Origin of the sequence: Aminobacter anthyllidis (assembly GCF_018555685.1) — a bacterium.
GTDB classification, from domain to species: domain Bacteria; phylum Pseudomonadota; class Alphaproteobacteria; order Rhizobiales; family Rhizobiaceae; genus Aminobacter; species Aminobacter anthyllidis.
On the sequence record NZ_JAFLWW010000004.1, the window covers coordinates 308,381 to 327,348 of the forward strand.

17 protein-coding genes are annotated in these 18,968 nt (G+C 64.6%); 5 read left to right on the forward strand and 12 right to left on the reverse strand.

Annotated elements, in window-relative coordinates:
• The first annotated feature begins 12 nt into the window (after window positions 1-12).
• The 4 genes from J1C56_RS15325 (at window position 13) to J1C56_RS15340 (ending at window position 5,289) form a co-directional block, all read left to right on the forward strand.
• Window positions 13-2,121: an ADP-ribosylglycohydrolase family protein gene (locus J1C56_RS15325; RefSeq protein ID WP_246591410.1), complete on the forward strand. Its 2,109-nt coding sequence runs from the start codon at window positions 13-15 to the stop codon at window positions 2,119-2,121.
• A gap of 74 nt (window positions 2,122-2,195) precedes the next feature.
• A complete protein-coding gene (locus tag J1C56_RS15330; RefSeq protein ID WP_214390931.1) occupies window positions 2,196-3,251 on the forward strand; it encodes an ABC transporter ATP-binding protein in 1,056 nt (351 codons plus the stop codon).
• Window positions 3,248-4,465: a CaiB/BaiF CoA transferase family protein gene (locus J1C56_RS15335; protein ID WP_214390932.1), complete on the forward strand. Its 1,218-nt coding sequence runs from the start codon at window positions 3,248-3,250 to the stop codon at window positions 4,463-4,465. The genes J1C56_RS15330 and J1C56_RS15335 overlap by 4 nt, the downstream gene beginning before the upstream one ends.
• Entirely contained in the window at window positions 4,462-5,289 is an 828-nt protein-coding gene (locus J1C56_RS15340) for an HpcH/HpaI aldolase/citrate lyase family protein (protein WP_214390933.1), read from the forward strand. Before J1C56_RS15335 ends, J1C56_RS15340 begins: the two co-directional genes overlap by 4 nt.
• 288 nt (window positions 5,290-5,577) lie before the next feature.
• Here J1C56_RS15340 and pcaF read toward each other — a convergent pair whose 3' ends face one another.
• The 9 genes from pcaF to J1C56_RS15385 form a co-directional block, all read right to left on the reverse strand.
• Window positions 5,578-6,780: a 3-oxoadipyl-CoA thiolase gene (gene pcaF / locus J1C56_RS15345; protein ID WP_214390934.1), complete on the reverse strand. Its 1,203-nt coding sequence runs from the start codon at window positions 6,778-6,780 to the stop codon at window positions 5,578-5,580.
• The gene (locus J1C56_RS15350) at window positions 6,777-8,756 is read right to left on the reverse strand and encodes a 3-hydroxyacyl-CoA dehydrogenase NAD-binding domain-containing protein (protein WP_214390935.1); all 1,980 of its coding nucleotides are present in this window, start codon (window positions 8,754-8,756) and stop codon (window positions 6,777-6,779) included. Before J1C56_RS15350 ends, pcaF begins: the two co-directional genes overlap by 4 nt.
• A gap of 6 nt (window positions 8,757-8,762) precedes the next feature.
• The gene (locus J1C56_RS15355; protein WP_214390936.1) at window positions 8,763-9,158 is read right to left on the reverse strand and encodes a RidA family protein; all 396 of its coding nucleotides are present in this window, start codon (window positions 9,156-9,158) and stop codon (window positions 8,763-8,765) included.
• On the reverse strand, window positions 9,151-9,567 hold the full coding sequence (locus tag J1C56_RS15360) for an acyl-CoA thioesterase (protein ID WP_214390937.1): 417 nt from the start codon (window positions 9,565-9,567) through the stop codon (window positions 9,151-9,153). The genes J1C56_RS15355 and J1C56_RS15360 overlap by 8 nt, the downstream gene beginning before the upstream one ends.
• Before the next feature lie 10 nt (window positions 9,568-9,577).
• A complete protein-coding gene (locus J1C56_RS15365) occupies window positions 9,578-10,771 on the reverse strand; it encodes an acyl-CoA dehydrogenase family protein (RefSeq protein WP_420797397.1) in 1,194 nt (397 codons plus the stop codon).
• A gap of 3 nt (window positions 10,772-10,774) precedes the next feature.
• The gene (locus J1C56_RS15370; protein WP_420797398.1) at window positions 10,775-11,617 is read right to left on the reverse strand and encodes an enoyl-CoA hydratase family protein; all 843 of its coding nucleotides are present in this window, start codon (window positions 11,615-11,617) and stop codon (window positions 10,775-10,777) included.
• Window positions 11,618-11,619: 2 nt separating this feature from the next.
• Complete coding sequence (locus J1C56_RS15375; protein ID WP_214390939.1) at window positions 11,620-12,396, reverse strand: SDR family NAD(P)-dependent oxidoreductase; 777 nt, start codon at window positions 12,394-12,396, stop codon at window positions 11,620-11,622.
• A 2-nt stretch (window positions 12,397-12,398) separates the two neighbouring features.
• Window positions 12,399-14,726, reverse strand: coding sequence for a bifunctional salicylyl-CoA 5-hydroxylase/oxidoreductase (locus tag J1C56_RS15380; protein ID WP_214390940.1), 2,328 nt, complete (start codon window positions 14,724-14,726; stop codon window positions 12,399-12,401).
• 175 nt (window positions 14,727-14,901) lie between these two features.
• The gene (locus J1C56_RS15385) at window positions 14,902-15,450 is read right to left on the reverse strand and encodes a cysteine hydrolase family protein (RefSeq protein ID WP_214390941.1); all 549 of its coding nucleotides are present in this window, start codon (window positions 15,448-15,450) and stop codon (window positions 14,902-14,904) included.
• A gap of 105 nt (window positions 15,451-15,555) precedes the next feature.
• On the opposite strand from J1C56_RS15385, the gene J1C56_RS15390 reads away from it, so the two are divergent.
• Window positions 15,556-16,530 (forward strand): GlxA family transcriptional regulator, encoded by a 975-nt coding sequence (locus J1C56_RS15390; protein WP_214390942.1) that lies wholly within the window; start codon window positions 15,556-15,558, stop codon window positions 16,528-16,530.
• Window positions 16,531-16,537: 7 nt separating this feature from the next.
• Here the strand turns inward: J1C56_RS15390 and J1C56_RS15395 are convergent, their stop codons facing one another.
• The 3 genes from J1C56_RS15395 to J1C56_RS15405 all read right to left on the reverse strand — a co-directional run bounded on the left by J1C56_RS15395 (window position 16,538) and on the right by J1C56_RS15405 (window position 18,905).
• Window positions 16,538-17,062 (reverse strand): MarR family winged helix-turn-helix transcriptional regulator, encoded by a 525-nt coding sequence (locus J1C56_RS15395; protein ID WP_214390943.1) that lies wholly within the window; start codon window positions 17,060-17,062, stop codon window positions 16,538-16,540.
• 98 nt (window positions 17,063-17,160) lie between these two features.
• Complete coding sequence (locus J1C56_RS15400) at window positions 17,161-18,129, reverse strand: pyridoxal-phosphate dependent enzyme (RefSeq protein WP_214390944.1); 969 nt, start codon at window positions 18,127-18,129, stop codon at window positions 17,161-17,163.
• A complete protein-coding gene (locus J1C56_RS15405) occupies window positions 18,126-18,905 on the reverse strand; it encodes a GntR family transcriptional regulator (RefSeq protein WP_214390945.1) in 780 nt (259 codons plus the stop codon). The genes J1C56_RS15400 and J1C56_RS15405 overlap by 4 nt, the downstream gene beginning before the upstream one ends.
• Window positions 18,906-18,968: the final 63 nt, after the last annotated feature.

The window sequence follows — 18,968 nt, forward strand, 5'->3', positions numbered from 1 at the left end:
AACGAAAGACCGATGATGCCCAAGCTGACCAAAGAGACGATTTACGAAAAGATTTATGCCGGCTTCATTGGCAAGGCCATCGGCGTGCGGCTTGGCGCGCCGGTCGAGCCGACGATCTGGAGCTATGAGCGCATCCAGAAGACCTATGGCGAAGTCACCCAGTATCTGCGCGATTTCAAGAATTTCGCCGCTGACGACGACACCAACGGCCCGGTCTATTTCATCCGCGCGCTGCGCGACTACGGTTTGGGCGCCACCGCCGAGCATGTCGGCAGGACCTGGGTCAATTACGCCGCCGAAGAGCATGGCATGTACTGGTGGGGCGGTTTCGGCGTGTCGACCGAACACACCGCTTATCGCAATCTGCGTGCCGGCATCCCCGCGCCGCAGTCGGGCTCCATCGCCCAGAATGGCTCAAGCGTCGCCGAGCAGATCGGCGGGCAGATCTTCATCGACAGCTGGGGCTGGGTGCATCCGGGCGAGCCGCAAAAGGCTGCTGACGCATCGGCGCGCGCGGCGTCCGTCGCCCATGACGGCGAGGGGCTGAACGGCGCGCGCTTCTGCGCTGCCGCCATCGCCAAGGCCTTTGAGGCGACCTCGATCAACGAGATCATCGAGGCAGCGCTCGCCACCATCGACGCGCGCTCGACTTATGCCCGCGTCGCCAATGCGGTGATCGCCTTCCACAAGGCCAATCCCGGCAACTGGCGCGCCTGCCGCGACATGCTGACCGCCGACTGGGGTTATGACCGTTATCCCGGTGTCTGCCACATCATCCCCAATGCGGGCGTGACTGTCATGGCGATCCTCTACGGTGAAGGCGACCTGCCGCGCACCGCCGAGATCGCCACCATGGCCGGCTGGGACACCGACTGCAATGCCGGCAATGCCGGTGCCATCGTCGGCACCTTCCAGGGCGTGCAGCCGGGCTGGGACAAATACCGCAAGCCGATCAACGATTTTGTCATCGCCTCCGGCGTCGTCGGTTCGCTCAACATCGTCGACATTCCGTCCTTCGCGCGTGAGCTGACCGTGCTTGCGCTGCAACTGCGCGGCGACGAGGTGCCGGCACTTTGGCTGGAGGATTTCACCCGGCGCGGCGTGCGTTTCGACTTCGACCTGCCCGGTTCGACGCATGCCTTCCGGACGGCGGGCTTCAACCAGATCAGCGTCAAGGCGTCGACCGAACGGCACGTCGAAGGTTCGCGCGGCGCGCTCGAAATCCAGCTCGACCGGCTTGAGCGCGGACAGGGCGGGCGCATCTTCTGGAAACCGTTCTACCGCCGCGAGGATTTCGACGACGAGCGTTATCGCCCGATGTTCACCCCGCTGGTCGATGCCGGCCAGAAGGTCTCGTTCAAGCTCTGGCTCGACCCTTGGAACGGAGACGGCAATCTGCGCGTGGTGCCATACGTGCGCCGCGCCATGTCGGGTGCCATCGAAGAGATCGGCGGCTGGCATGTGCCCAATCACGAAGGTTGGCAGGACTACGAATTCACCGTGCCTGAAGGGCTGGAGGCGATCGACGAGATCGGCATCCAGGTCGAATATTTCGGCCGGGTGAAGTTCCTCGGCCGCCTGTTCCTCGCCGACTTCAAGGTCGAAGGTGCCGGCCATTCCGTCATCGATCCACGCACCGAGGTGCAGGAATGGGGAGCGATCTCGCGCTTCACCTGGAACCGTGGCCACTGGACGCTGCAGAACGGCCGCATCCATGCGCATACGCCTAACGACGCCGACATGTGGGCGGGCCACTATTATGCCCGCAACGTCAAGGTTGTTGCCGACATCCAGCCGCTCGCCGGCGCATCGCAGTTGGTGACGGCGCGCGCGCAAGGCACCAGCCAGTTCTACGCCGCCGGCTTCGACGGCGACGACGTGGTGATCCTCAAGGAGGATTTCGGCACGACCGTTCTCGCCCGCGCGCCGTTCAAGCGCGTGTTCGGCAACAACTATGCCTTCGCCTTTTCGGTCACCGGCGACACGCTGTCCTTTGCCATCGACGGCAAGACGCTGATCGAGGCGAAGGACGGCCAATACACCTACGGCATGGCCGGCCTGCGCCTTGGCGCGCTCGGCCGCATGAGCGTGGGTACGGTCGAAATCATCGAGACGGCCTAAAGACGGTGGTCCCCGCTCTGGGCCTGGCGGCTGGAGCGGGAGCCCGCGTGGGCGTATCGAAAGGGAGGAATACCATGTCGGAAATCGAACTCAGGAATGTCGGCAAGAATTATGGCAGCGTGCCGGTGCTCGACGACATTTCGCTCGACATGGGCAGCGGCGAATTCGTCGTCCTGGTCGGCCCGTCCGGCTGCGGAAAGTCGACGCTGCTCAGGATGATCGCCGGGCTCGAAGACATCAGTTCCGGCGAGATCACTATCGGTGGCAAGATCGTCAACGACATGCCGGCCAAGGAGCGCGACCTGGCCATGGTGTTCCAGAATTATGCGCTTTATCCGCATATGAAGGTCGCCGACAACATGAGCTTCGCGCTCAAGCTCGCCGGCGTCTCCAAGGCCGAGATCCACAAGCGTGTCGCCGAGGCCGCTGAAATCCTCGGGCTCGAAAAGCTGCTCGACCGGCTGCCGCGCGAGCTCTCCGGCGGCCAGCGCCAGCGCGTGGCAATGGGACGCGCCATCGTGCGTGACCCGCGCGCCTTCCTGTTCGACGAGCCGCTGTCCAATCTCGACGCCAAGCTGCGCGTCAAGATGCGTGGCGAGATCAAGAAGCTGCATCAGCGCCTGGGCAAGACCACCATCTACGTTACCCATGACCAGACCGAGGCCATGACCATGGCCGACAAGATCGTGGTGCTGAATGGCGGCAAGATCGAGCAGATGGGCCCGCCGCTGGAGCTCTACAAGAACCCGCGCAATCTGTTCGTCGCCGGCTTCATCGGCTCGCCTGAGATCAACCTGATGCATGGCGAGGTCGACGGACAGAGCCTGCGGCTTGCCGACGGCGCGAAGCTGCTGCTGCCGACCGAGATCGATCTCGCGCAGGGCCGCAGGATCGTCTACGGCATCCGTCCGCAGCATATCGGCCTTGCTGACAATGGTGTCGCGGCCGAGGTGGTGCTTGTCGAGCCCACCGGCGATGCGCAGGAGGTGCTGCTGCGTATCGTGTCGAGCGACATCTCCATGGTGCTGAGCGAGGCGGCACCTTTGCAGCCGGGGCAGAAAGTGACGCTCGGCTTCGATCCGGCCAAGGTACTTTTGTTCGACAAGGACAGCGGCGAGCGTATCCGATGACCGGCTTTGCCCAAATGCATTGGGATGCTGCCGCCCAAGGGCCGCTCGAGGGCATCAAGGTGCTCGACCTGTCGCGGCTCGTCGCCGGCAACATGCTGTCGCTGCAACTCGCCGATTTTGGCGCCGATGTCATCAAGATCGAACCGCCGGTCGGTGATCCATTGCGCGAGTGGAAGGAAGACGGCCTGTCGATCTTCTGGAAGACCTATGGCCGCAACAAGCGCTCGGTCGTCCTCAACCTGCGCGAGCCCGCCGACCGCGAGGCTCTGTGGGCGCTGGTCGACGGTGCCGATGTGCTGATCGAGAATTACAGGCCCGGAACGCTGGAGCAGATGGGTTTTGGCCCGGACCAGCTTCTGAAGCGCAATCCCGATCTCGTCGTGGTGCGCATTTCCGGCTTCGGCCAGACCGGCCCCTATGCGGAATTCCCCGGCTTCGGCACCATCGTCGAGGGCATGAGCGGCTACGCCTACCGCACCGGTTTTCCCGACCGCGAGCCGGTGCTGCCGCCCCTGGCGCTGGCCGACATGATCGCCGGCATCTACGGCATGTCGGCGACGATGACAGCCCTTTTCGCCCGCCAAAAGGGCAAGGCGCGTGGCCAGGTCGTCGACCTGTCGCTGCTGGAGCCGATCTTCTCCGTGCTTGGGCCCGAGGCGGGCATCCATGCGCTCACCGGCAAGGTCAAGGAGCGCGTCGGCAGTGCCTCGAACACCGCAAGTCCGCGCAATGTCTATCGCTGCGCCGACGGCAAATATGTCGCCCTTTCCGGCTCGACGCCGGCTGTGGCGCGCCGCATCTTCGAGATCATCGGCCGGGCCGACATGAACGCCGATCCGCGCTTTGCCACCAACAGCGAGCGCCTCAAGCATCGCGAGCTTGTCGACGAGGCGATCGGCGCCTGGTTCGCCACCCGCTCGCATGACGAAGCACTGGCCGTTATGCGCGACAGCGGCGCTACCGTCGGGCCGATCTACAGCATCGCCGACGCTGCCACCGACCCACATTTCACTGAGCGCGAAGTGATCGTTTCGCTGGACGATGAAGACCATGGCACCCTGCCGATGCACAACATCGTGCCGCGTCTGTCGACGACGCCTGGAACTTTCCGCCGCCCGGCGCCAGGATTGGGGGAACACACCGCCGAGGTGCTGGCGGAGGCGGGCATCGCGCCAGAGGCCGTTGCCACAATCGTCGCCGGAGCCGGCAAATGAGACTGCGCTCCTTGCTCTACGTGCCGGCTCATGCCGAGCGGTTTGTTGCCAAAGCGCATGAGCGGGGTGCCGACGCGATCATTCTCGATCTCGAGGATTCGGTGCCAGTTGGCAGCAAGCTCGCTGCCCGCGACGCCCTCAGTGCTGCTGTCCGGCATGTCGGGCAGGCAGGCGCCCGTGTCTTCGTGCGCATCAATGCGGACGCCGATCTTCGATTTGACGACGCCGCTGCAGCCGTTCTGGCAGGTGTAACCGGGCTGATGGTTCCGAAGCTGGCGGCGGTCGAAGACCTTGACCGGCTTGTAGCACATCTTGTGCCGTTCGAAGGCGAACAAACACCATTCATCGGCCTCGTCGAGGAACCCGGCGCCGTGCTCGACGCCCGTTCGCTCGCTGCACATCCACGCGTCATCGGGCTGGCGCTCGGCGGCGAGGACTTCGCCACCGCAATGGGCGCCGAGCCGACGCCCGAGGTGCTGCGCTTTCCCAAGCAGCTGGTTCATATGGCAGCCAAGGCCTCGGACAAGCTGTCGTTTGGGTTGCTGCGCAGCATTGCCGATTACGCCGACATTGACGGCATTCGGGTGGCAACGGCCGAAGCAAAAGCCTTCGGGTTCGATGGCGCCACTTGCGTCCATCCCTCTGCCATCGCCGTCTTGAACGCCGGCTTTTCGCCGACCGAGGCCGAACTCGACTGGGCAAGGCGCGTCATTGCCGAAGCCGAAAAAGCGGAACGCAAAAGCCATGGGGCCTTCGTCTTCGAAGGCAAGATGGTCGACGCGCCCGTCATCGCCCGCGCCCACGCCATTTTGGCCAAGGCGTAGCTCGCCCTCCGGCTTGGGGCGCGCCCTGAAAATCCTGACGGTAACCCATGGCATTGTCGTCAACCTTGCACCTGTCGGCGAGCGGGCGGCTGCCAGCAGCAGGTAAGGCTGTGGTCGAGGCAGGGGGCGCGAGGCAAAAGGACGGCTGGTGACGTCGCTGGCCACGTCCATCCACTTGTGCAGCGGGAAGGCGGCGACAGCTAAAATCTGCCGGAATCCATCAACATCGCCTGCGCGTTCACACCGTCAGAATAGGCGCCAATTTCCACTTCTAGCCGGTGGCGCCAGTTACGGCCGGCTGATCAGCAGCGAGATGCCCTGGCCGACGCCGATGCACATGGTGGCGAGCGCGCGTCTTGCGCCTTGCTGGTCGAGTTCGAGCGCCGCCGTCAGCGCCAGGCGCGCGCCGGACATGCCGAGCGGATGGCCGAGCGCGATGGCGCCGCCATTCGGATTGACGTGGACGGCATCGTCGGCGAGGCCGAACTGGCGCATGCAGGCGAGCGATTGTGCGGCGAAAGCTTCGTTGAGCTCGACGATGTCGATGTCGGAGATGCTCAGGCCAGTACGTTCCAGAAGTTTGCGTGTCGAGGCGACCGGACCTATGCCCATGATGCGCGGGGCGACACCAGCGGTGGCCATGCCATCGACCTTGGCGAGTGGCTTGAGGCCGTAGCGTTCGACAGCGCGAGCGGAAACGATGATCACGGCTGCGGCCCCATCATTGACACCGGATGCATTGCCGGCGGTCACCGTGCCGTCGGCGCGGAACGGTGTCGAAAGGCCAGCGAGTTTTTCGATGGTCGTTTCGCGCGGGTGCTCGTCATGCTCGACGACAGTCGCCTCGCCCTTGCGGCCCCTGATGGTGACCGGGGCGATTTCACGTGCAAACCGGCCGCTCTTCTGGGCGGCGGCAGCACGAGCCTGACTGCGCAAGGCGAAGTGGTCCTGATCGTCGCGCGAGATGGCAAATTCCGCCGCGACGTTCTCGGCCGTCTCCGGCATGGAGTCGATGCCGTATTGTTTTTCCATCAGCGGGTTGACGAAGCGCCAGCCGATGGTGGTGTCGAAGATTTCGGTGCTGCGCTGGAACGCGCTCGAAGCCTTGGGCATGACGAAAGGCGCGCGCGACATGCTTTCGACGCCGCCGGCAATGATGATGTCGGCCTCGCCGAGCTTGATGGCGCGCGCGGCGTAACCGACCGCGTCGAGACCGGAGCCACAGAGACGGTTGATGGTCGTTCCAGGGACCGTCTCCGGCAGCCCCGCAAGCAGGGCGGCCATGCGGCCGACATTGCGGTTGTCTTCGCCTGCCTGGTTGGCGCAGCCGAGCACGACTTCGTCGATCTGGTCGGTGGGAATGCCAGGCAAGCGCGCCAGTGCCTCGCGGATGGCGTGGGCGGCGAGATCGTCGGGGCGCACGGATGCGAGTGCACCGCCATAACGGCCGATCGGGGTGCGGACGCCGCCAACGATATAGGCTTCGCTCATGATGTCGCTTCCTTGTGCGTTTCGGCGGCGAACACCGGCCCGCCCTTGTGGGCCGGGAAGCCGTAGCCGTTGATCATGACCAGATCGATATCGCTCGACCGTGCCGCGATGCCTTCCGCGAGCAAGGCAGCGCCTTCTTCGGCCATCGCCTTGAGCAGGCGTGCAGCGATTTCGTCTGAGGTGAAGTCGCGTGGCACAATGCTCTTGGCCGCGCGCGCTGCCTCGATCAGTGCTGTCACCTCGGGATCGACGGCGCGCTCGCCGCTGGAATAATCGTACCAGCCGCGCCCGGTCTTGCGGCCGAAGCGCCCGGCTTCGCATAGCCTGTCTGCGATTTCGACATAACGCGCCTTGGGATCGCGGGTCGTCGCCTGGCGCTTGCGCCGGGCCCAGGCGATCTCGAGGCCTGCCATGTCGTAGACAGTGAAGATGCCCATTGGAAAGCCGTAGGCTTCGAGCGCGGCATCGATCTCGTGCGGGGCAGCTCCGTCCTCGACCATGAATTCGGCTTCGCGGCGGTAGGCCGAAAAGATGCGGTTGCCGATGAAACCTTCGGTGACGCCGCAGACCACCGGCAGCTTGCCCAACCGCTTGGCGAAGGCGATGGCGCTGGCGAGCACGTCAGGTGCTGTCGCCTTGCAGTCAACGACCTCAACCAAGCGCATGATGTTGGCCGGCGAGAAGAAGTGCAGGCCGACGACGCGCTCGGGATGCGCTGTCGCGGCAGCGATTTCGTCGGGGTTCAGGTAGCTGGTGTTGGTGGCGAGGATTGCGTCCGGCCTGACGATGCCGTCGAGTCGCTGGAGCAACTCGGTCTTGACGGTGAGATCGTCGAAGACAGCTTCGATGACGAGGTTTGCTGCGGCGAGTTCGCCGGCATTGGCGGTCACTACAAGCCGGGCCAGGCATTCGTCGCGAACAGTTGCCGCCAGACGCCCTGACTGGACCGACTTGTCGAGAATGCCTGCGATCCGCCCGTGCCCGTTGGCGGCGGCGGCCTCTGTCTGCTCGATGCCGGTGACGCGGTAGCCAGCTGTCAACGCTGCGACCGCGATTCCCGCGCCCATCAGGCCGGTACCGACGATGCCGACAGTCTCGATCTTGCGCGGGGCGATGCCCTCGAGTTTGTCGACCCTGCCGGCCTGCCGTTCGGCGAAGAAGACGTGGCGAAGGGCTGCCGCTTCTTCGGAATCGCGCAGGCGCAGGAATGTCGCGCGTTCGTCGGCGAGGCCCTGTTTCAGGTCGACATTTGCGGCTGCCTTCACGAGGCGGACGGCCTCGGCAGGGGCTGCTTGGCCACGCGCTTTGGAAAGGACCTTTTTCGCCGCTGCCTCGACGGCCACCGGTTCGACGGCGGGGACTTCCAACATGCCGGTGCGGCGCAGCGGCTCGCCGGCGAGATCATGGACGAGGCTCAAAGCGGCGTCGAGATGATCTTTGGCCACGCCATCGACGAGGCCAAGAGAGCGCGCTTCCGTCGCCTTGACCGCCCGGCCGCTGCCAATCAGGTCGATGGCGGCGATTGTGCCGATCAGGCGCGGCAGGCGCTGTGTGCCGCCGGCGCCCGGCACGATGCCAAGCTTGACCTCGGGCATGCCGAAGCTCGCCTTTTCGCCTGATATGCGGCCATGGCAAGCCAGCGCGATCTCGCAGCCACCGCCAAGCGCGGCGCCATTGATCGCAGCGACCACCGGCTTGCTGTTGGACTCGATGCGCTCGATGACTTCGGGCAAAGCCGGCTCGACAGGGGGCTTGCCGAACTCCTTGATGTCGGCGCCACCGACGAAGGTACGGCCAGCACCAGTGATCACGACGCCGACCACCATGGCGAGCGCGGCAGCATGGTCGAGTGCCTTGACCAGACCCTGGCGGACATGGGCCGAGATGGCGTTGACAGGCGGGTTGTCGATCGTGACGACGAGCACGCCGTCGCGGATGCCACCCGTAACGCTCTCGGAGAACCGCGTTGCGCTCATTTGGCCTTACTCGGGGATGACGGCGGTGGCCTGGATCTCGATCTTGGCGCGGTCCTCGACCAACGCCACCACCTGCATCGCAGCCATGGCCGGGAAGTGCCGGCCGATGACGTCGCGATAGGCCTGACCGAGGCCGCGCAGGTTTTCGGTATATTCCTTCTTGTCGGTGAAGTACCAGGTCATCGTGGTGATGTGCCGTGGCTCGGCGCCACCGGCCTTCAGCACAGCGACGACGTTTTCCAGCGTCTGCCGCACCTGGCCGACGAAGTCGTCGGTCTCGAATTCGCAATTGCTGTTCCAGCCAATCTGTCCGCCGACGAAGATCGTCCGGCCCGTTGCCGCCACGCCATTGGCGTAGCCGATCGGCTTGGCCCAGCCCTCAGGTTGCAGGACTTCATGCATCGGATGTCTCCAAGAGTGTTTCCAGCGCGGCGCGGAGGTCGTCCGGCCATGCGATCGATTTGTGTGTGTCGAGCGAGGTGGCGACCACGCTGTGGCGGGCGCTCCACAGCAGCGTGCCGGCAGCCGAGACCTTGTGTTCCAGGTCGAGCGACGAGCGGCCGATGCGGCGAACGAACAGCTCGAAATCGAGTGTGTCGCCATGGAAGCCCGGGTGAACGAAAGTGAGGTCCAGCCTGACCGTCGGTGTGCCGATGCGGCGCGAAGCGATCATGTCTTTCCACGGCGAGCCGACCGAGCCGAAGAATTCCTCGAGAACACCGACGAGGATGTTCAGATAGGAAGGGAAGTAGGCGATCCCGGAGGGATCGCAGTCCCCGAAGCGTAACGGGCGGCTGGTGCTGAAGGTCAAGGCTTGCCCTCTACTTCGCGGCTTTCATCAGCTCGCGGCCGATGATCAGCTTTTGTACTTCGGTTGCGCCTTCATAGATGCGAAGCGCGCGGATCTCGCGGTAGAGCCGCTCGGTGATCTCGCCGACGCGTACGCCACGCCCGCCGAACATCTGCAGCGCCTGGTCGATGACCCACTGGGCGTTTTCCGTCGCTGTCATCTTTGCCATGGCGGCCTCACGGGTGATCGGCAGCTTCTGCACGTCGCGGCGCCATGCGGTGCGCACGGTCAAGAGCGCTGCCGCGTCGATTGCGGTCGCCATCTCGCCAAGCGTGCTCTGCGCCGTCGGCAAATCGGCCAGCGTCGCTCCGAACATCTTGCGCGACTTGGCGTGTGCCACGGCCTCATCGAGCGCGCGGCGTGCGAAACCGAGGGCAGCCGCGGCCACCGACGGGCGGAAGATGTCGAGCGTGCGCATGGCGATCTTGAAGCCTTCGCCCGGAGTGCCCAGAAGCTGCGACGCCGGAATGCGGCAATTGTCGAAGCGCACGCGCGCCAGAGGATGCGGCGCGATGGTTTCGATGCGTTCGGCAATCGAGAAGCCCGGCGTGTCGGCATAGACGACAAAGGCCGAGATGCCGCGCGTTCCAGGCGCTTCGCCGGTGCGGGCAAAGACGGTGTAGACGTCGGCGATGCCACCGTTGGAGATGAAGATCTTCTCGCCGTCGAGGACATAGTGATCACCGTCGCGACGGGCGCTGGTGGCCATCGCGGCGACGTCCGATCCGGCGTCGGGCTCGGTGAGCGCGAAGGCCGAGATCAACTCACCCTGGGCGATCTTCGGCAGGATGGCCTGCCTGAGCTCGTCCGATCCGGACAGGCTGATGGCGCCGGTGCCCAGGCCCTGCATGGCGAAGGCAAAGTCGGCGAGGCCGTCGGCATAAGCAAGCGTCTCGCGGATCAGGCACAGCGAGCGGCTGTCGATCTGCTCGGAGACGCCGCCGAATGCAGCCGGCACGCAGTTGCGCAGGATGCCGGCTCTACCCAGGGCCGCGACCAGCTTCTTGCAGGCGCCATCGGCGTCGGCGTGGTCGATTTCGCCGAGGCCACCCCTTGATATGAAGGCGTCAAGTTCAGTCGCAAGCGCGCGGTGGCTGTCGGCGAAGAACGGCCAGTCGAGGTGGTCGCGGGTCGGCGCACTGGTCTGCATCATATGCGCGGCCATGGCTCAGTTCCCCTTGAATTCGGGCTTGGACTTGGCGGCGAAGGCCTCGAAGGCGCGGCGGAAATCGCCCGTAGCCATGCAGATCGCCTGCGCCTGGGCTTCGGATTCGATCAGCTGGTCGATGCCCATCGCCCATTCCTGGTCGAGCATCTTCTTGGTCATGGTGTGGGCGAACCAGGGGCCGTCGGCGATGTCGCGGGCGAATTTCTGCGCCGCGGCGAGCAGGGCAGGGCGTTCGTGCAGGGCGTTGTAGAAGCCCCAGGCATGGCCTTCGGCTGATGTCATGACACGGCCGGTGAACAGCAACTCGGCGGCGCGGCCCTGGCCGATGATCCGCGGAAGGATGCCGCAGGCGCCCATGTCGGCGCCGGCAAGGCCGACGCGGTTGAACAGGAAGGCGGTCTTCGCCTCGGGCGTCGCGATGCGGTAGTCCGACGACATGGCAAGGATCGCGCCGGCACCGGCGCAGATGCCGTCGACGGCAGCGATGATCGGCTGCGGGCAGGCGCGGATCTGGCGCACCAGGTCGCCGGTCATGCGGGTGAAGTCGATGAGGTCAGGCATCGACATCTTGGTAAGCGGCTCGATGATGTCGAACACGTCGCCGCCAGAGGAGAAGTTGTTCTCAGCGCCGGTGAGCACCACGGCGCGGACGTCGCTGGCGCGGCCGAGCGCACGGAACAGATCCGTCAACTCCTCGTAGCTCTCGAAGGTCAGCGGGTTTTTCTTTTCGGGGCGGTTCAGCGTGATTGTCGCGACCTTGCCTTCGGCATCGGTCTCGAACTTGAAGTGCGTCGCCTGATGGCCCTGGAACGGACGCTTCTTGTCCTGCATCGGGTTGGTCATCGTCATCCTCCCAGAACTTCGCCGCCGGCGACCGGGATCGCCTGGCCGGTAATTGCGGTTGCCTTTTCCGAGGCGAGCCAGAGCACGGCGTCGGCCACTTCCTCGGGTGTCACCAGCCGCCCTTGCGGATTGGCGCGGGCGAGCGTGGCGCGTGCGTCTTCGGTCGAACGGCCGGTCTTGCCGGTGATGGTCTCGACGGCATTGTCGAGCAGCGGCGTGTCGGTGAAGCCGGGGCAAACGGCGTTGACGGTCACATCAGTGCGGGCGAGTTCGAGGGCCAACGCGCGGGTCATGCCGACCACGCCGTGCTTGGATGCGCAATAGGCGGAGACATAGGCATAGCCGGTCAGGCCGGCGGTGCTGGCGACGTTGACAATGCGGCCCTTGCCGGCGCGCTTGACCGAGGCCAATGCTGCCTGTGTCACCAGGAACGTACCGGTGAGGTTGATGCCGATCACCCGGTTCCACAATGCCAGGTCGGTCTTGTCGAATGGTGCCGACGGCGCTTCGCCGGCGCAGTTGACCAGCACCGCGATGTCGCCTGCCTGGGCAATCGCCTTGGCGACGCCTGCCTCGACCGAATGCGCATCGGTGACGTCGAAGCCAGCAAGCACAAAGGCCTCGCCGCCCGCCTTGGCGATCTCGTCGCGTACGGCCTCCAGAGGCGCGGCACGCCGTCCGCACAGGCTGACGCTGTGGCCGTTGGCTGCCAGCGCTAGTGCAATGGCCTTGCCGATGCCGCTGCCGGCGCCTGTGACGAGGGCGTGACGCTTGGCCATGCTCATGACTTGCCCGTGGGTGCCGTCGCCGCGGCGCGGGCCAGGTTGTTCACATACTGACCGCGAGCCGAATGATACTGCTTCGGCCAGGCTTGCTCGGCATAGCCGATCTTTGCCGCCTCATGCATGACGAAGGACGGGTCGGCGAGATGCGGGCGGGCGACAGCGCAGAGGTCGGCGCGGCCGGCGGCGATGATCGAATTGGCATGATCGGCTTCCGAGATCGCACCGACAGCGATGGTGGGCACCTGGATCTCGTTGCGGATCTTGTCTGAGAACGGCGTCTGGAACAGGCGGCCGTAGACCGGCTGCTCTTCCTTCACCACCTGGCCCGACGAGCAGTCGATCATGTCGGCGCCGGCGTCCTTGAACATCTGGGCGAAGATCGCGGCGTCCTCTGGCGTGTTACCGCCTTCGTACCAATCATGAGTCGACAGGCGCACCGAGATCGGCTTGTCCTCAGGCCAGACGGCACGAATGGCGCGGAACACCTCGAGCGGATAGCGGGCGCGGTTATCGTGGCTGCCGCCATATTCGTCGTCGCGCAAATTGGTCAGCGGCGACAGGAAGGACGACAGCAGGTAGCCGTGAGCGGCGTGCAGCTCGAGGATGTCGAAGCCGAGGTCGCGGGCGCGCTCCGTGGCGCTGACGAAGTCGGTCAGGACTCGGTCCATATCCTGCCGCGTCATGGCGCGCGGCATTTCAGAATGCTTGAGATAGGGCAGCGCCGACGCCGAAATCAGCGGCCAGCCGCCTGAGGCCACCGGCTGGTCAATGCCTTCCCAGGCGAGCTTGGTCGCGCCCTTGCGGCCGGCATGGCCGATCTGGATGCCGATCTTGGCCTGGGTCTGGTTATGGACGAAATCGACCATGCGCCTGAAGGCCGTGGCCTGCTCGTCATTCCACAGGCCGAGGCAGCCCGGCGTGATGCGCGCGTCCGGCGACACGCAGGTCATCTCCGGGAAGACAAGCGCTGCCCCGCCCATGGCGCGCGCGCCGATATGGACGAGGTGGAAGTCGTCGGGCAGACCGTCGGTTGCCGAATACATCGCCATCGGCGACATGACGATGCGGTTCTTCAGCGTCAGCCCGCGAATGGTGAAGGGCGTAAACATCGGCGGCGGCACCGAGCCGTTGGGTGCAGGGCTCACGCCTGCACGTTCGGCGAACCAGCGTTCGAAGCCCTCGAGCCAGTTCTTGTCGCGCAGGCGCAAATTCTCGTGGCTGATGCGCTGCGAGCGCGTCAGCATCGAATACATGAACTGCTCAGGTTCGAGCGTGTCGGCGTAGCGCGTGCCGACGACTTCGAACCACTCCATGGCGTTGCGCGCCGCATTCTGGATGCGTGCAACGTCGACCCGGCGCACGTCCTCGTAGGCCGAAAGCACGGCCGGGATGCTGGCCTTGTCGTGGCCGATGATGTCGAACTGGCGCGTCAGTTCGATGGCGTCGTCGATGGCGAGCTTGGTGCCCGAACCGATGGCGAAATGGGCGGTATGGGCGCTATCGCCCATCAAAACGACGTGGCTTTGGCCGTTGAAATGGCTCCACTTGTCGCAGATCAGGCGACCGAAGTTCAGCCATGCCGAGCCGCGCAGATGGCGCGCATTGGTCATCAGCTTGTGGCCCTCGAGCGTGCCGGCAAACAGCTTCTCGCAAAACGCGATCGACTGGTCCTGGTCCATCTCGTCAATGCCATGCGCCTTGAACACCTCGTCGGTGGTTTCGACGATGAAGGTCGAGGTGTTGTCGTCGAAACGATAGATGTGCGCCTGGAACCAGCCGTGTTCGGTGCGCTGGAAATCGAAGGTGAAGGCGTCGAAGCGCTTGTCGGTGCCGAGCCAGATGTAGCGGTTCGGCCGCATCACCATGTCGGGCTTGAAGATGTCGGCGTATTTGTGCCGGATGCGCGAATTGACGCCATCCGAAGAGATGATCAGGTCGGCGTCGGGGAAGTCCTGGTCGCCCTGAACGTCGGTCTCGAACACCAGCTCGACGCCAAGCTCGATGCAGCGTTCCTGCAGGATGTTGAGCATCTTCTTGCGGCCAATGCCGACGAAGCCGTGGCCGGTGGTGCGGATCTTGCGGCCTTTGAACACCAGCTCGATGTCGTCCCAGTGGTTGAAGGCGACTTCGATGGTTTCGGCCGTCTGCGGGTCCCACTGGCGCATTGACTGCATGGTAGCGTCGGAGAAGACCACACCCCAGCCGAAGGTGTCGAAGGGACGATTGCGCTCGACGACGGTGACCTGATGCGCGGGGTGCTGCTTCTTCATCAGCAGCGCGAAGTAGAGACCGGCCGGTCCGCCACCGATACAGACAATGCGCATGCCGTCCTCCTCCTGAAGCCGTTCGGCCAAGTGGACATGCGTGCCCGACCCTGACCATGGAAGGCACCATGGACGCTTTCCAAAAAAACTTCAAGCTTAAAGTTGTTTTAGAAATGAGCGCAAAAGGCCCCCGGTCTGCGGGCGCACGACCGGGGCCATATAGGGCCTGAATGTACTAACGCGACAGGTAAGTCGCGGTATCCACGAGTTCGCCATAGCCGAAGGCGATCGCGGCCATGACGGCGTCGTGGACCTGAGCGGCAGCCACGGTCTTGCCGTTGAATTCGAGATCCCGCGTGGCGCAGGCGTCATGGACGACGGTCGCCTTGTAGCCGAAATCCGCTGCGGCACGGGTGGCGCCTTCGACGCACATGTGGCTCATCGCGCCGACGATGACCACTTCCTCGATGCCCTTGGCGTCCAGCGTCGCCTTGAGGTCGGTTTCGCGGAACGAATTGACGTAGTTCTTGGTGATGACCTTCTCGCCATCGGCCGGGGCGACAGTGGCGTTGATCTCGATGCCGTCGGTCCCGGGTGCGAAGATCGGCGCGTCCGCGCCCTTGGAGACATGACGGACGTGGATGACGGTGTCGCCCTTGGCGCGTGCCGACTCGATGACGCGGGCGGCGTTTTCAGTTGCCTTCTCGATGCCGACGAGTGGCATGCGGCCGCCGGGAAAATATTCGTTCTGCATGTCGATGGCGATAACCGCGCGCTTGCTCATGTCCCTGATGCCTTTGCTGTTGGGAAGGATGTTGCACGGAAGATGCAATGGATTATGGTGCCGGCCCATTGGCGATATCGACATAACAAGGGGTGATTTCGACAAATGGCAAATTCCGGCGTCATCGAGATCGGGCTGGTGTTCTACCCCGGCGCACAGATGTCGGCGGTGCTCGGCATGACCGATCTGTTCGAGCTCGCCAACCGCACCGCCGCACGCAAGAGCCAAGGTGCGCCGGCGAAGCAGCTGCGCGCCAGTCACTGGCGGGCGGAGCATCCGGGACGCGTGCCTGTACGGGTGTTCGACAGCCATCCGAATGCTTCAGGTGTGCCCGAGGTCTACGTCGTGCCGCCGGCGCTCGGCGATCCGATTTCGCGGGAGGCAGTCGCTGCTCTCGCCGGCTGGCTGCGCGAGCGCCACGGTGCCGGCAGCGTGCTGGCATCGGTCTGCGCCGGTGCCTTCGTGCTTGGCGAAACCGGGTTGCTGGCCGGGCGCTCGGTGACAACGAACTGGGTCTATGACGAGGCGTTCAGGGTACGCTTCCCTGCAGCGAAGCTCGATACCGACAGGCTGCTCATCGACGATGGCGACATCATCACGGCCGGCAGCCTGATGGCCTGGACCGATCTTGGCCTCAGGCTGGTCGACCGCTTCCTCGGGCCGACCGTGATGATCGAGACGGCCCGGATTCTGGCGCTCGATCCGCCCGGGCGCGAACAGCGCTACTACAGCGCCTTCGCGCCGCGGCTCAGCCATGGCGATGCGGCCATCCTCAAGGTGCAGCACTGGCTGCAGGCGGGCGAAGGCAGGGAGCTGAACCTCAATGTGCTGGCATCGTTGGCGGGCCTGGAGGAGCGCACCTTCCTGCGCCGCTTCCAGAAAGCGACTGGCCTGACGACAACCGAGTATGGCCAGCGCCTGCGCGTCGGCAAGGCGCGAGAATTGCTGCAGTTCACCACGCAGTCGGTCGACAAGGTGGCGTGGGAGGTAGGCTACGGCGATCCCGGCGCGTTCCGCAAGGTCTTTGCCCGCATCGTCGGCCTGACGCCCAGCGACTATCGCGCCCGATTTCGCGCGTAGCGCGCGACTAGGCACCCTTGGCGAGCGACGCGACGATCGAGCGTTTCAGCTTGCCAAGTTCATCGAGCAGGATCCCGCCGTCCTTGGCCGTCAGCGTGCCAAACAGATCGGCGATCCATTCGGCGTGCGCCGCAGCCATCTTCTCGAACTCGGCGCGACCGAAGGGCGTCAGCGCGATGATCTGGACGCGGCGGTCGGTGGACGAGGTGGTGCGGCTGATGTGGCCGCTCTCGGCGAGGCGCTCAACCAACACGGTGATGTTACCGGGCGACACCATCATGCGCTTGGACACTTCGCCCAGCACCATGCCGTCGGGCGCGCGTTCGAGCTGCGCCATCAGGTCGAAGCGGGGCAGGGTGGAATCGAACTCTTCGCGCAGGCGCCGGCGCACCTCTGTTTCAACCAGCGTCGAACAGGTAAGCAGGCGCAACCACAGGCGCAGTTCGGTGCCGTGGTCGGCGGGTGCTTCCAGCACCTTCGTCTCGCCGTCCACCCATCCGCCGGCATTCGCCGCTTCCTTGCGCTCATCCATCTGCTATCTGGTCTTCCTCGCCACGTGGATCGGAGAACAAGCCGATCCGACCGGGCATTTGTAGTGCCGTTTCGCGTGATAGTACAAGCTTGAAAGGTTCAGGCGTCCGGGATGCCACCCGTCAGGACCGTCGAATAGTCTTCGGCGTCGATGTTGCCGCCCGAAACAACGCAGACGACATTGCCGGTGGCATGCTCACTGGCAAGAGCGGCGGCCAGCGAGGCGGCGCCCGCACCCTCTGCCACCACCTTGGATTTGCCGAACAACAGCCGCATCGCGGCGGTCACCTGGTCGAGGCTGACTGTGACGGCACCGCCGATCAACTCGCGTGCCACCGGCCAGAGTTGCGGCACCAGCGACGGGCCGCCGATGCTTTTGATGAAAGAAGGGCGCGTCTCGATGTCGACGATGCGACCGGCCGCAAGTGCGGCCGTCACTGGCGCCGCGTTCTCGTCCTCGACGGCAAAGACCTTCGTATCGGGCCGCAGTGCCTTCACAGCGCTGGCGACACCAGTGGTCATGCTGCCGCCGCCAAAAGGCGTGAGCACCACGTCGACATCGGGCAGGTCTTCGATGATTTCCATGCCGATCGAGCCGTTGCCTGATAGCACCGCCTGATCGGTGACCGGATTGATCAGCAGTTCTGGAAAATCGGGCCGGTCAGCGCCGATGATGTACTGCCACCATGTCTCCATGGAGATGAAGCGGACATCCCCGCCGAGGCGGCGCACGCCTGATATCTTGGTCTGCGGGGCACCGGAATACATGTAGGCCGCCATCGGCACGCCCAACTTGTTAGCGGCCCAGGCCATGCCATAGGCCATGTTGCCGGAGCTTGTGGTGGCGACGCCATTGGCGAGCGCATCGGCATCACGAGACAGAAGCGCGTTGAGCGCCGGCCTCAGCTTGAAAGCGCCGATCGGCGACAGCGTTTCAAGCTTGAGGAAGATCTGCCGGTCGGGCAGGCCGAGGTCGAGGCGGACAAGCGGCGTGCGCGGAACATACGGCGCGATCCGGGCGCGGGCAGCGGCGATCTCGTCCAGTGTCGGGCGGTAGGGAGCGGTCATTCGGCAGCCGATTTCGATCGCAGGCTGCCGGCGCGCGCGGCATGCTTGTTGCCGCTGTAGTCCTCGGTGTGGACATAGACATGCAGCGTGTAGCCGATGTGGTCGATCATCAGCGCTTTCGCCTTGTCGAGATCGCGGTCGAGCGCGGCCTCCATAAGGGAGGTGTGCGGTCCGATCGACTGTGCTTCGCCCAGTGCGGCCATCGCTTCTTCGTAGCCTTGCTTCTGGCCTTCGGCCGCTCGAAGCGTTGGCGCCAGACCGAGAAAACGATGGTGGCGGCGCAACTGGTCGGAGATCGTCGAACGGAAGCGCAGCAGCCAGTTCGACGTCGCGGCGCTCAGGAGCGCCGAATGGAACGCTTCGTGCTTTTCGTCCCAGTCATCGACGGAGGAGTCGGAAGGATCCTCGACTGCGGTCTTGCAGCGCGACAAGCGATAATGCGCTGTCACGACAGCCTCTTCCCAGTCGCTGCCGCCCTTTTCGATCGATTCCAGCAGAAGCGGCAGTTCGACCACCATCCTGGCTCTCGCCAGGTCTTCCAGTTCCTGGCGCGAAACGGAGGCCACGGTGAAACCGCGATTGGAGATCGCTGTCACCAGCCGCTCGGCCTCCAGCCGCGACAGCGCCTCGCGCAGGGGGGTCCAGCCGACGCCATAGGCAGTGCGCAGCGCGCTCAGCTTCAGCGGCGCGCCTGGCATCAGCCGGGTGGTCAGGATATCGCGCCGCAGCAGCCGGTATGCCGCTTCCGTCTTGGTCGAGTGCTCGTCGTCCTGCATCGCTATCCGTTCCTGTCTGCCGCAAAATTATATATCATGGGCGCATGTGGCAAGAATTATATA